The organism is Enterococcus sp. S86.2 (assembly GCF_059834485.2).
The window spans coordinates 1,956,806-1,970,736 of sequence record NZ_CM206813.1 but is presented as its reverse complement, the minus strand read 5'-3'; the positions used below and the strand labels follow the sequence as shown (position 1 = coordinate 1,970,736).

Sequence of the window (13,931 nt, the reverse complement as noted above, 5' to 3'; positions counted from 1 at the left end):
ATGGAGAATAAAAAGAACGTCGCTAAAAAAAGTAATTTTGATGCAGCAGGTATTATTGCAAAATTAGGACCATTACTTGCGCTTATTGTCTTGGTCATTGTCGTTTCTGTTATGAATCGTGAATTCTTAAATCCCAACAATCTGTTGAACTTATTGCGGCAGGTTGCTGCCAATGGTTTTATTGCTTTTGGAATGACATTTGTTATTTTGACTGGTGGAATTGATTTGTCAGTGGGCTCAACACTCGCTTTATCCAGTGCATTAACAGCCGGTTTTATCGCCAATGGTATGAGTGCACCTTTAGCCGTTTTACTTGGGCTTTTAACCGGAGCGATTTTAGGAGCTATTAATGGGTTATTAATTTCAAAGGGAAGTATGGCACCTTTTATTGCTACCTTGGCAACAATGACGATTTATCGCGGTGCAACACTTGTTTATACAAAAGGGAATCCTATTACCGGTTTAGGGGATAGCTTTTTCTTTAGCTTTTTAGGTCGGGGCTATTTATTTGGCATTCCTTTTCCAGTAGTTTTACTGTTTATTATGTTTATTGTTCTTTTTGTTCTTTTGCACAAAACGGCTTTTGGTCGTAAGACTTATGCTATCGGTGGCAATGAAAAAGCGGCTTTTGTTGCGGGGGTCAAAATCGATAAAATCAAAATTTTGATTTATTCGCTATCCGGTTTAATGGCTTCAATTAGTGGGATGATTATCACCTCACGTTTAAATTCTGCCCAACCGACAGCTGGTCAGTCATATGAAATGGATGCAATTGCGTCTGTAGTTTTAGGCGGAACTAGTCTTTCAGGGGGGAAAGGACGTATTTTTGGTACTTTAGTCGGGGCTTTGATTATCGGTACTTTGAACAACGGGTTGAACCTATTAGGTGTTTCTAGTTTTTATCAACAGATTGTTAAAGGGATCGTAATTGTGATTGCGGTTTTACTTGATCGTAAAAAGAAATAAATCCAGATAACTAAAAAATGTAAGCCCTTAAAAAAGCAACACACAATGGAAAAAATGGTTTTTAGGAGTGAGCAAAAAGCTTAATCCTTTAAAAGAAATTCACTCATATGAGGAGGAAGAAATGATGAAAAAATTTTTCGTATTCGCAGCAAGTGTACTAATGTTAGCAGGATGTGGCGCAACTGGTCTAGAGGGCGGCTCAAGTAGTTCTGAAGGTAAAACAGATGACAAAAAACCGGCTGAATTAACTGTCGGAGTTTCTGTTTCCACGTTAAATAATCCCTTCTTTGTTTCATTACGTGACGGAGTTCAAAAATTGGCTGATGAAAATAAAACCACAATTAAAGTAGTCGATGCCCAAGACGATACAGCAAAACAAAGTAACGACATTGATGATTTAATTCAACAAAAAGTTGATGTTATTTTAGTTAATCCGGTCGACTCTTCAGCAATTGTGCCAGCTGTGGAATCTGCTAATAGTGCCAACATTCCTGTAATTGCGATTGACCGTAGCAGTGATGGAGGTAAATTATTAACGACTGTTGCTTCAAATAACGAAGAAGGCGGTAAAATGGCAGCCCAATTTATCATTGAAAAATTAGGTGAAAATGCAAAAGTAGCAGAACTAGAAGGCGTACCAGGGGCTTCTGCCACACGGGAACGGGGTAAAGGTTTTGATGATTACGCTAAAGGGAAATTAAATGTAGCTGACAAACAATCTGCTAACTTTGACCGTGCTAAAGGATTGACAGTGATGGAAAACATTTTACAAGCCCACTCTGACTTGCAAGGTGTCTTTGCACAAAATGACGAAATGGCATTAGGTGCTTCAGAAGCAGCAAGTAGTAAGGGAAAAGACTTTATCATTGTTGGCTTTGATGGAACAGAAGACGGCTTAAAAGCGATTAAAGATGGTAAAATGAGTGCCACAATTGCTCAAAAACCAGAAGAGATGGGTAAATTAGCCTTGCAAGCTGCATATGATCACTTTGCTGGTAAAAAAGTGGATGAAAAAATCGACTCACCACTTGATTTGGTAACTAAATAAAGAGATAAATTCTAAATGAGGCTACGCTAAAACATCATTTACACAAAAGGAGGTGTGACAAGATTTTTGTCACACCTCCTCTTTGTGTAAATCATAGTCGCATCAAAATAATAAAAATCCCTGCAAAGTGTGCAACAGTTGAAGCTAAAAGACTGTCTCTTAGAAGTCTATTAACAAAAGTAAAGCAAGTACAAAAAGCATTAGTGGCTATTTTACAGCAGTTTTACGTATGTAATAAAAGGTCTTACAGTCATAAATTGAAGAATTGAAAAATGCTTTCTCATATTTTTAGGATCATCTGATTTATGGAAAGATGTGGTTAGTTAGAAAATGTTCTTTATTTTAAAAAGAAAAATTTAGTAGCTTTATGGTACCTACATTTGGCAAAAAAATAGTGGAAATTTATTTTTCTGACAGGTTCTCACTTCTGTTTTCCTTAACTGGCGGTTATAATTGATTTGTAAAGATAAAAGGAAAATTAAATATAAAGGAGTAGACAATGAAAAAAAACAAATGGGTTAAAGTATTGTTGGTTGCAAGCATTTTAACGACTTCATTGCCACTGAATGCTTGGGGGCAGACAGCTACACCGCAAACGAGTGAGTCAAGTTCAGCTGCTACACAGACACAAACAGATACGAGTTCTGCTAATGGGGAAAGTGAGTTAAGTCAATCAACAACAGCGACGAATGCGACAACTTCCAGCGCAACACAAACAACGCAAACTTCAACAACACAAGCAACACAGAGCCAAACCACCGAAACTTTTGAAAATACAACAGAAACTACCACGACAGCAGATACGCTTCAAATCAAACAGGCTGACGTGCTTGAAACTTTGGTAGGCAAGAAAGAAAGTTTAAAAACATATGCCAAAATTAAAGCAGGAGATGAATTTTTCTATCAATTAGATTCTCAAAATCAGTTTGTAAAAAAGGAAGGCTTGGCTGCTTATCAGGGGAATGTATACCGAGTAACAAATCGCGCAAAAACCAGTGAAAATCGGGAAATGATCCAAATTGTCCAAGCAGATGGGAATAATTCTGAACTTGGTTGGGTGCCTGAAACTGCGTTAACGCTGCACAATGGTAGCTATGTGACAAAAACAGGCTATGTTGCTGTAACTACTAAAAATTTAAGCGTCCAACCAGACGTCTTCACCGCAGCTAAAAATCAAAATTTTAACGGTAAAACATTACAATATCGCGAGATTTACACCGTTAACAAAAAAGAGTACTACGCTTTATACAACAATCAAAATCAATTTTTAGGCTTTGTTGCAAAAGGCAGTGGGCTAGATCTAAATACTAGCCCTGGAGGAAAATATTATGCCAAAAGCAGTTATGGCACCTTTATGCAAAAAGGTAAAATACGCTGGAACAATTTTTACTTTAATAGTGTTCGCGGCAATACAACCTCCTATTATGGTAAAACGGTCAAAATTAAAGGTTATTATCAGCATTTTAATGGCAAAACCTACTATACAGTTTATGAAAATAAGAACAACAAAGATAGCTGGGTAGGATATATAGAAGCAAAAGATATTAAATTAGCAGCTGGTAGTCAAGGTGTGTACCAAAGCTTGAATCGCTATGTGACGATCACCAATAAAAATTACACGACATGGAGTAGTTTTGGCTGGAAAAAAAGAAGTACCACAGCTGCTATGCTAACAAAAACGTATCTTGCCAAAGGAATGTATCGTCATTACAATGGGGCAACATATTACAGCTTAAGTGACAATAAGGATAAATGGGCGGGCTATTTGAATGCCAATGCGGCAAAACAAGCCAATAATGCAGGGGGGATTGCCCAAAAAGAAAATCGTAAAGTAAAAATTACTTCCAAAACTGCAACTTTTTGGCGTAACTTTAATTGGCAGAAAAAAGACAGTGCCGCTAAATATTACGGTAAAGTTTATACTGTAAAATGTAAGTATCGTCATTTTAACGGGGCCTGGTATTACTCTATTTACAATGGGAACACGTGGATTGGTTATTTAAATGCGGGCTTTACCGGTAATCCCCATACGATTTATAGTACTAAAAATATTAACCGCTACGTGCGCATGAACGCTAATTCGGGGAATTTTTATAGTCAAGCTGATCCTAATAGCAGTAAAAAATCAGCAAAGAAAACGTATAAAGGCTATATGGTGCAGGCGATAAAAGAAGCGAAAACAAGTGGCGGGACATATTATTATGTGACACTTCCTGGGGGTGCTTTGGGGTGGCTAAAAGCGAGTGAGACGACCAATGTTCATAATCGCTATTACATGTATACCACCGGCGGCAAGTATCCTTCTTTAAAAGTTAAAAACTTAAATATTCATGTTTCGGTAAAAAAACAGCGCGTATATATTCGTTCGGGTTCTAAGACGATCTATACCATGCTTTGTTCAACAGGCTTAGGGTTATGGCCGAATAATTTAAGTACACCTTACGGTAATTTTAAAATTCAAGCCGAACGGGGCTCATCTTTTTGGTATGCAGGGTCAGGTGGTGCCTTTTACCGCTCATACCATCAACACGGCGTCTACTTGTTCCATACGGTTCCGATTGCCTATCCTGGTACTACCAGTGCCTTTAATCATATTGAAGGGATGAAATTGGGGCGCAGAGCTTCCCATGGCTGTATTCGGATGTCTGTGGCAGATGCCAAGTGGTTTTATTACAATATGCCGGGAAATACACCGGTTAAAATTTATTATTAGAAAAAAGATTTAGGCAGAGGCATCGTGTCTTTTCCTAAATCTTTTTTATTTTTTGCAGGTGAACAATTTATATGAGCAATTCTTGTTTAGCATGGTTCTAAAAATAAAGTTAGCTTTACTAGAATTTAAAAAAAGGATTGTGGTGTTTTTATTGGGCTATGGCAGATGCGCCAGTTTTTATTTTCGTTGACGCCCATGTTATAATTGGTAGGTATTTTAAGAAAGTTGATAAAAATGAAGTGGGTGAAATTACGCGTGAATGAACGGATTAAAAATAAATTAGCACTCTTACCCGATCAGCCTGGCTGTTATCTGATGAAAGATAAAAATGGTACGATTATTTATGTCGGAAAAGCCAAAATTTTAAAAAATCGTGTCCGCTCTTATTTTACCGGCAGTCATGATACAAAGACAGAACGGCTTGTATCTGAAATTGAAGATTTTGAATATATCGTCACCGAATCCAATATTGAAGCATTGTTGTTGGAGATTAATTTAATTAAAAAAAATGATCCCAAATATAATATCATGCTAAAAGATGATAAAACGTATCCCTTTATCAAAATTACCAATGAAGCTTACCCGCGGTTACTCATTACCCGGAAAGTCTTAAAGGATAAAGCTTTGTATTTTGGCCCGTATCCTGATGTTGGTGCGGCAAATGAAACCAAAAAACTTTTAGATCGACTTTTTCCATTACGTAAATGTAAAGTTTTACCAAAAGAAGTGTGTCTGTATTATCACATGGGACAATGCTTAGCTCCTTGCGTTTTTGATGTACCAACAAAAGTTTATGAAGAAATGGTAGCCGAAATTAAACGCTTTTTAAGTGGAGGTCATACAGAAATTCGCGCTAATATCGCAACGGAAATGGAAGAGGCCGCAGCAAATTTAGAATTTGAAAAGGCCGCAGAATTACGAGATCAAATTAAAGCCATTGATACCGTGATGACGAAACAAAAAATGACGCAAACTGATTTTATGGATCGTGATGTTTTTGGTTATGCGATTGATAAAGGCTGGATGTGTGTTCAGGTCTTTTTTGTCCGTCAGGGAAAACTAATTGAACGAGATGTTTCAATTTTTCCTTTCTACAATGATGCACAAGACGACTTTTTAACGTATGTCGGGCAATTCTATCAAGAAAATGAACACTTTATTCCAAAAGAAGTTTTAATCCCTGATGATATAGATTTAGCATCGGTTGAAGCATTGTTACAGACGAAAGTTTTACAACCTAAACGGGGAGAGAAAAAGAAACTAGTAGCATTGGCAAATAAAAATGCTGGAGTTGCTTTAAAAGAAAAATTTGATTTAATTGAGCGGAAAGAAGAGCGGACAATCGGTGCAATCGAAAGTTTAGGCAATGCGATGCAAATTCCAACGCCAGTGCGGATTGAAGCTTTTGATAACTCCAATATTATGGGGACTAACCCAGTATCTGCCATGGTGGTTTTCATTGACGGTAAACCAGCCAAAAATGAATACCGTAAATACAAGATTAAAACTGTAACCGGTCCAGATGATTATGCTTCCATGCGGGAAGTCATTTATCGCCGCTATGCGCGTGTCTTAAAAGAGAATTTGCCTTTTCCTGATTTAATCATTATTGATGGTGGTAAAGGGCAAGTGGATGCTGCCCGGGAAGTTTTGGATAATCAATTAGGTTTAGATATTCCGATTGCCGGTCTTGCCAAAAATGACAAACATAAAACCAGCGAGATGCTCTTTGGTCAGGACTTAGAAGTGGTACCGTTAGCTCGCAATTCACCTGAGTTTTTCTTGCTCCAACGCATACAAGACGAAGTTCATCGCTTTGCCATTACTTTTCACCGCCAACTTAGAAGTAAAACGAGTTTTGCTTCTAAGTTAGATGATATTGCTGGCTTGGGACCAAAGCGCAAAAAAGCATTGTTAAAAGAGTTCAAATCTCTAAAAAATATTCAAAATGCTTCTATTGATGAAATTCGCGCAATTGGTATTCCCGAAGCTGTAGCCAAAACCATTCAAAGTGCTTTAGCTGCTGAGACAAAGCCAAAAGAATAATCAAGTAAAAGTGGAAATCACTCCCTACCAGTAAGCAAATTTTTAATGTTTTGCTTGTAGGGGTGATTTTTTTGTTGCCTAGAGATGCAGTAGCATTTTACTGTCACACACAAAAAGCGGCTATATTTAGCTGGTTAATCTGAAAAAGTAACTTTTTTTCAATAACTTCGTGAGAAAATGCACAATTAACTGGTAAAATTAAAATACATTAGTTATAATATTTTATATTTTGTGAATATTTTGAATAATATTGGAGGTTATTATGGGAATTGAGGGACAAACAGTGGTTTTATTTATAGCCAGCTTGGGGATTATCGTTTTAGTTATGGTTTTGTGGATTACACTGGGGCAAAGAAAACGCATTACGAAATTGCAACGTGAACAAGAAGAATTTGCCGATAAACAAGAAAAACAATTGGCACAACATTATCATTCGATGAATCAGCTGAGTATTGAAACGATTGATGACAGTCGCCGCTTACTTGCAGGGGAAAAAGAGGCGCGTGGTGAGATATACGATCATTTTAAACTTGAGCTGCAGGAGCATACTGAATTAATGTTGCATGAAGTAAAGCGTGTTGAAGAATTAGTGAAAAATGAATTAAGCCAGCTAAGTGATTGGCAGACCCAAATTGCACAACAAGTTGCTAATCAGCAAACAGATCAAAACGAGTTTGTTGATTTTGTTGATGAAAAATTAACAGCTTTTGCCACACGGAGCCATGGTCTACCAGAGCAAATTGAACAAGTAATTGGCAAGATGAATCAATTGCGTCAATTACAGCAAGAATTGGCAGAATTTAATCAACCTTTAAAAGTTGAAAAATGGGATGCCCATAAAAAAGGAAATCACAAAAAACGGCAACAATTAGTTGAAGAAGCAATTTGATAGAGATAAAACAAAAATAAAAAAATTCGGGTAAGAGTCGTGGGGAGACTTTTATGCCGAATTTTTTAATTATTTAACTCAAAAGGACGGATAAATTTTCACAAGCATAATTCAGTTTAAAGACAAAAAAGTACTTGCGTTAATTTAGCCACAATTTTCATAAAAGCTTTTAAAACGGTGATTTTTTTTAGCGTGTACTGTTTTTTTTGACATGTACCGTTTTTTTTTCGTTGTTAAATAAAGGAGGTAAAAAAATGTATCTAATCGTGAGTCCTAACCAATTGGGTTACTTTAAACCTACGACAACAGCGCGACGCTTAAAAGCTTTTCTAAAAAAAGAAGGCGATATCAAAGTTTTTTTAGGGCATCTGCATTTTATTGAAGTTTGCCATAAATTATTTGTGAAAATTGCACCACTGGATGTTACCCTTTATCAAAAAGAAGTTGATGCTATTTATGAAAAAAAGACGTGGAATCATTATCTGGCTTATTACTTTTACAAATTACGTTTATTCTTTAAAAATGAAAAGTGGCTTTTTTTGTTGCAAGCATACCGCAGTTATCAACGCCAATTTCTTCTTTTATATATTGCCTGTCAGCAAATACAAGAAGTCGCTAAGATAAGTGATGACAAGGCAGCACAAATTCTAGCTAGAAAGTTAGGCCTACTCAAACTTCAGAAAAACACGAGTTAAGATTTAGGATAAAGATGAAAGAAGGGATACAATTTTTTTATAATTGACAGCGGTTCTTGACTAGCGTACTATATCACTAAGCGATATATCAACTTGTGATATAGAGGAGGAGCAGGAATGGATGAGGCCTTGTCAGATAGTGTTTACGCGATTTTGCTCGTATTGCTAAAACCCCAACATGGCTATGCCATTATGAAAGAAATCAGTGAAATAACTAATGGCTACATGGAAATTGGTCCAGCCAGCATGTATACGAATTTGAAAAAACTACAAAAAGCCGATTACATCACGTTACAAGAAAATTCTGATCGTAAGAAAGTTTATCAGATTACTACAAAAGGTCGAAAAGCTTTGGAACAAGATATTGAACGCCGGCGTCTTTTTTATGAAGCAGGGGCAGCGTTATTGGCAAAAAATCGGGAACTAAGCTAAATAAATTCAGCTTAAAGGTGCTATAGCGCCGATTTTTACAACGGGTTTGACAAGTTGGGAGGTAAAAAATGCAAATTGGGGACAAAAAGTATTTAGTAAGTCTTGGGGTAGCTTTTTATCCTGAAAAAGAGATGTTACGTTTGAATAAACAAGCCAAGCAAGGCTGGCATTTTGTCAAAATGAATAGCTTGGGCATACTGGTTTTTCAAAAAGGGATGCCACAAAACCTTACCTATAGTGTGGATTATTTTACGGGGTCAAAAGAAGATTACGCAGAATATATTGCCTTATACGAACATAGTGGTTGGCAACACGTCACAACTTTTATGAAACGTTACTGTTATTTTGTCAGTAATTGTCCTGCTGCTATTTTTACCGATGAAAAAAGTTATCAAACTCGTATCAGACAAGAATGGCGTCAGCAGTTTTTGCAATCGTTGTGGTTTACACTTTTGGGCGTTCTTTTTTACTTAGCAGGCAACTTTTTCTTTGGGGGCAGCTTTGATAATTGGCCGATAATATATTTTGCCGTCACGCTTGTGGCAATCACTTTTCCAGTAGTTTTGTTGATGAGTATGGGAACGATAAAACTGCTCTATCAAAAAAGAACCAAATACTACAATAAACCAGAAAAATTTGCCAAAAAGCAAAATATTGTGCGAGATACAGTGGTGCTAATGATCTTAGGTGCAATTCTTGGGGGATCACTGGCTTTATTATTATAAATTCTGCCCGTAGCTGGCTTTATTTAGACCAAAAAAACGAGGAGTGAAAAAATGCTAACGGTTAAAAATTTGAAAAAAAGTTTCGGGGATTATACCGCAGTAAAAGATTTATCCTTTGAAATACAAGACGGTACGATTATGGGGTTAATTGGGCAAAATGGGGCTGGTAAAACAACCACTTTTCGCTTGATTTTGGATTTTTTAACTCCTGATGAAGGTGAAATTTTATGGAATGGTGAAAAAATTAGTAGTAAAGATTATGACATTATTGGTTATCTGCCAGAAGAACGGGGACTTTATCCCAAGGTCACCATTGAAGAGCAATTGATTTACTTTGCGGAGCTAAGAGGGAAAAAACGCAAAGATATTGTTCCTGAAATTGACAAATGGATGGAAAAGTTTGAAGTGAAGGGAAAGAAAACCGATAAAGTCAAATCCTTGTCAAAAGGAAATCAACAAAAAGTACAGTTAATTGCAACCTTAATTCACGAACCAAAATTGGTTATTTTAGATGAGCCTTTCAGCGGGCTGGATCCAGTGAATGCTGAGTTATTAAAAAATGGCATCATCGAGTTACGCCAAAAAGGTGCGTGTGTCATCTTTTCAAGTCATAATATGGATAACGTTGAGAAGATTTGTGATCATTTGATTATGTTGAAAAATGGTGAAACAGTTTTAAACGGAAAAGTGCGGGAAATCAGAGAATCTTTTGGACGGAGTAAACTGTTTTTGGAGTCGTCCTTGTCACAAGCTGACGTTCAAGCCATTGAAGGCGTAAAAGAGGTCGTAGTCCAAGAAGATAAAAGTTTAGCCATCACATTATCCAATCCAGATGCAGGCAAAGAAATCTTTATGCGAGCGACTCAAAACGGCTATATTCCAATGTTTAATCAACAACCGCCAACCCTAGAGGAGATTTTCAAATGGAAAGCAGGTGACAATCATGAGTAAGTTTTGGGTGATTGCTAAAGATGTCTATAAGAAAAATGTTAAATCAGTTAGTTTCTTAATTTTAATTTTGGCACCATTTTTAATGGGCGCATTTTATTACTTTACTGGCCAATTAGCTGGCAGTTCCGATGTCAATACCATTGGCGTCTACTCAGAGGATGCCGCTGTGGGACAAGCTTTTACCCAATTGGATCATAAAGACTATGATTTTAAAGTCGTCCCGTCAAAAAAAGCAGCGGAAAAAGACTTGGCAAAAGAAAAGCTGGATGCCTTTTTGGTTTTAACAAATAAAGGAGATAGTTTTTCAGGCGAAATCTTTACCGAATCTTCCTTAGGACAAACAACACAGCTGATGATTCAACAGCTATTGACGCAAATGCAGTCAAATGTGCGGGCCCAAAAGATGGGACTATCAGCCCAAGAGGTGGGCTCATTGAGTCAAACAGCCCAATTAACGACGCAAAAAGTTTCCTTTGATAAGTCTGGTACAATGACCTCAGAAGACGATCATAGCAGTTTGCAGATGATTGTAACCAATGTTTCGGCCATTATCTTGTTTATCTTTGTCGTGACGTATTCTAGTATTATTGCCCAAGAAATCGCTTCTGAAAAAGGAACGCGAATTATGGAAGTGATTTTATCAAGTACCAAAGCCCAAACTCATTTTTATGGGAAATTAACCGGGGTCTTATTGGTTGCTTTAACACAGTTGTTAATTTATGGGCTTATGATTATTTTTGGGTATCAAAAATTCAAAGATATGGACATCGTCAAACAATTTTTAGGTGATGCATCTTTGGAATCTCTCTTTGGTCCATTTTTGATTTTTTCAGCGATCTTTGTAATCTTAGGGATTTTGTTGTACGCCGTTTTAGCGGCATTGTGTGGTTCTTTGGTCAACAAGGCAGAAGATACTTCAAAAGCGATTATCCCAGTCACTTATTTATCCATGGGAGCTTACTTTTTAGCCTTATTTGTCGGAATGTTTGATCCACAAAATATCGCGCTGAAAATTTGTTCCTATATTCCTTTCTTTTCATCATTTGCAATGCCAGTTCGTCTGGCTAATGATACAGCCAGCATTTCCAGTGCGATTGTTTCTGTCGTGATTTTAGCCGTCTTTACTGTTTTTCTTATGCTGATTTCATCGGGTTTGTATAAATCAAATGTCTTGGTTTACAACGAAAACGGCGTTATTGCAGCCTTGAAACAATCTTTAAGTATGATGAAAGCAGAAAAGAAGTAAGAAATTTAGGCAATTATCATACCGGATAAGTGAATAGAGTTGAGAATTAATAAATAGCGTCACCCCTACTTTTTCTTCTAAAGTTGAGGCAAATTAAAAAGCAGCTTACTATTTAGCTCGTTAACACTTAAGTTAGCGGACAAATTAGATAAGCTGCTTTTTATTTAAAAGGATTTCATTCCCCTTTTTTTAGGCGAATTTATTAACAAAATACTCAAAAAATGCGCGTTCTTTTTCGATGGTGAAATAAGCCAACTCTGGATGCCACTGGACACCCATGACCGGGGATTTGACACTTTCAATTCCTTCAATGACCCCATCAGGTGCCGTTGCAGTTACGACAAATTCTGCTGCTAATTCGTCGATTACCTGATGATGAAAGGAATTAACTTGATAATTTTGCGGTAAAAATTCAGCTAAACGACTGTTCATATTAATTTCAACAGGATGGGTGGGAAGTTCAAATGGTGTTGGTAGCTGTACGTGTTTTAAGAGGGGTTCTTTGGCTAAGCTTAAATCTTGTAGTAAGGTCCCACCAAAGGCGACATTTAATAACTGCATCCCACGACATACACCGATAACAGGTTTGCCGGCCTTGACTGCTTCTTTTACCAGCGCCATTTCAAAGAGATCGCGTCTGTGATTGGTCGCACCTAATTTTTGGTGAGGTAATGCACCGTAGCTTTCTGGGGATACGTCTTGGCCACCGGCTAAAAGTAATTTATCGATTTTTTGTATGTAGCTTTTTGCATCATAAATTGTGCCGATGGGCAACAATAAAGGTAAGCCGCCAGTATTTTGAACACCAGTGACAAAGTTTTTTGGCGTGTAGCTAATCCAGTGACTATCAGTGTCTATCATGGTCTGTTCATTTGCGGCGATGCCAATAACAGGTTTCATTTTTCCACGTCCTTTATTTAAAAAAACTGTTACTAAAAGCAATGTCAAAGTAAAACACAAAAAAGGCAGTAGTAGCTTTTCTTTTATTTCCTTTGCGCTTTTAGCACAGTTTTTTTATTTATTTATCCTTATTTTTCACGAATAACTTCGATTTTGTAACCGTCAGGGTCAACAACAAAATAATAAGAAGGTGCAGTACCAGGTAATCCTTTTAAGTCGGTTACATTATAATTATCATTTTTTTGTTTTTCATGTAATGCTTCTAAGTCGCTTACTGCAATGGCAATGTGGCCATAGCCATCACCTAAATCATAAGCAGCGTGATCATAATTATAGGTCAATTCTAATTCATAATCATCCCCAGGTAAGCTCAAGTATACTAAGGTAAATTTATTTTCGGGAAAGTCGCGGCGGCTTTTTTCAACAAAGCCAAAAGCTCCTTTATAAAAGGCTAAAGATGCCTCTAAATCTTTGACACGTACACATGTATGGGCCATTTTCATAAAAAATCAGTCCTTTCTCCTTGATAAAGATATCTTATCATAGGCCTTTAGCTGTGATAAGAAATACGCTTTAACTTGTGAAAGTATCTGCATTTGGGTAAAATGAATGAAATGAAAAGTGGAGGTTACAAAATGGAACCAGTGTTTGGGAAAAAGGAGTCAGATAAGCCTTATAAAGCGCGTTATGGCGCTTATGTGGTAGTGAGTCGTAATGAAGGACAAGAAGTAATTTTGGTACAAGCCCCAAATGGCGCCTATTTTTTACCTGGCGGCGAAATTGAAGGAACAGAAAACCACGTGGAAGCGATAAATCGCGAAATGTTAGAAGAGCTTGGCTTTGAAGTGACAGTTGGAGCGTATTTAGGGGAAGCGGTAGAATATTTTTATTCCAGTCATCGCGATACATATTTTTATCATCCCGGTTATTTTTACGTTGTCGACAGTTGGGAGAAAGTCGCTGAGCCGACAGAAAAAACCAATGACCTGGCTTGGGTAACAGCAGATGAAGCGATGCTTTTATTAAAGCGCGGCAGTCATCGCTGGGCAGTCCAAAAGTGGATGAAAAAATCTAATTAATTAAAAAAAGAAACAGGCTTTAGCAGTTTTTTTCCGACTGACTGAAGTCTGTTTTTTTATCTATAATAAAAATATAATTTTTCTCGCAGGAAAATACAGATTTCGTAAGCTTTTTTTACTTGTGTTTTTCAAATAGATGTTTGTTTAGCTGGGGGAATTGTGTTTTTATTGGAATTTTCGGTATAATAGACGGAGTTGTCTTTTGACAGTGTAAATTTTTACCGTCTGAATTGTTACAAGA

13 protein-coding genes are annotated in these 13,931 nt (G+C 37.0%); 11 read left to right on the top strand and 2 right to left on the bottom strand.

Annotation, left to right across the window (positions count from 1 at the left end; genetic code table 11):
* From AC6R0T_RS09290 to AC6R0T_RS09245, 10 genes are all read left to right on the top strand, one after another.
* Positions 1-966, top strand: a complete 966-nt coding sequence (locus AC6R0T_RS09290; RefSeq protein ID WP_206905147.1) for an ABC transporter permease — start codon at positions 1-3, stop codon at positions 964-966.
* 121 nt (positions 967-1,087) lie between these two features.
* Positions 1,088-2,014, top strand: a complete 927-nt coding sequence (locus AC6R0T_RS09285) for a D-ribose ABC transporter substrate-binding protein (protein WP_282462270.1) — start codon at positions 1,088-1,090, stop codon at positions 2,012-2,014.
* Between the two features lie 499 nt (positions 2,015-2,513).
* Positions 2,514-4,727 (top strand): L,D-transpeptidase family protein, encoded by a 2,214-nt coding sequence (locus tag AC6R0T_RS09280; protein ID WP_303754653.1) that lies wholly within the window; start codon positions 2,514-2,516, stop codon positions 4,725-4,727.
* 255 nt (positions 4,728-4,982) lie between these two features.
* Entirely contained in the window at positions 4,983-6,773 is a 1,791-nt protein-coding gene (gene uvrC / locus AC6R0T_RS09275; RefSeq protein ID WP_282462562.1) for an excinuclease ABC subunit UvrC, read from the top strand.
* A 262-nt stretch (positions 6,774-7,035) separates the two neighbouring features.
* Complete coding sequence (locus AC6R0T_RS09270) at positions 7,036-7,662, top strand: hypothetical protein (RefSeq protein ID WP_303754654.1); 627 nt, start codon at positions 7,036-7,038, stop codon at positions 7,660-7,662.
* A 254-nt stretch (positions 7,663-7,916) separates the two neighbouring features.
* Positions 7,917-8,357 (top strand): hypothetical protein, encoded by a 441-nt coding sequence (locus AC6R0T_RS09265; RefSeq protein WP_303754655.1) that lies wholly within the window; start codon positions 7,917-7,919, stop codon positions 8,355-8,357.
* A 117-nt stretch (positions 8,358-8,474) separates the two neighbouring features.
* Positions 8,475-8,789, top strand: coding sequence for a PadR family transcriptional regulator (locus AC6R0T_RS09260; protein ID WP_282462274.1), 315 nt, complete (start codon positions 8,475-8,477; stop codon positions 8,787-8,789).
* A gap of 68 nt (positions 8,790-8,857) precedes the next feature.
* A complete protein-coding gene (locus AC6R0T_RS09255; RefSeq protein WP_303754656.1) occupies positions 8,858-9,514 on the top strand; it encodes a DUF2812 domain-containing protein in 657 nt (218 codons plus the stop codon).
* Between the two features lie 51 nt (positions 9,515-9,565).
* On the top strand, positions 9,566-10,465 hold the full coding sequence (locus AC6R0T_RS09250) for an ABC transporter ATP-binding protein (protein WP_206905114.1): 900 nt from the start codon (positions 9,566-9,568) through the stop codon (positions 10,463-10,465).
* A complete protein-coding gene (locus AC6R0T_RS09245; RefSeq protein WP_303754657.1) occupies positions 10,458-11,711 on the top strand; it encodes an ABC transporter permease in 1,254 nt (417 codons plus the stop codon). The genes AC6R0T_RS09250 and AC6R0T_RS09245 overlap by 8 nt, the downstream gene beginning before the upstream one ends.
* 189 nt (positions 11,712-11,900) lie before the next feature.
* On the opposite strand, the gene AC6R0T_RS09240 is transcribed toward AC6R0T_RS09245, so the two are convergent.
* Both AC6R0T_RS09240 and gloA read right to left on the bottom strand, forming a co-directional pair.
* The gene (locus AC6R0T_RS09240; protein WP_303754658.1) at positions 11,901-12,611 is read right to left on the bottom strand and encodes a gamma-glutamyl-gamma-aminobutyrate hydrolase family protein; all 711 of its coding nucleotides are present in this window, start codon (positions 12,609-12,611) and stop codon (positions 11,901-11,903) included.
* 128 nt (positions 12,612-12,739) lie between these two features.
* Positions 12,740-13,114, bottom strand: coding sequence for a lactoylglutathione lyase (gene gloA, locus AC6R0T_RS09235; protein ID WP_206905105.1), 375 nt, complete (start codon positions 13,112-13,114; stop codon positions 12,740-12,742).
* A 132-nt stretch (positions 13,115-13,246) separates the two neighbouring features.
* Here gloA and AC6R0T_RS09230 point away from each other — a divergent pair, with 132 nt between their 5' ends.
* On the top strand, positions 13,247-13,690 hold the full coding sequence (locus AC6R0T_RS09230; RefSeq protein ID WP_303754659.1) for an NUDIX hydrolase: 444 nt from the start codon (positions 13,247-13,249) through the stop codon (positions 13,688-13,690).
* The last annotated feature ends 241 nt before the right edge of the window (positions 13,691-13,931 follow it).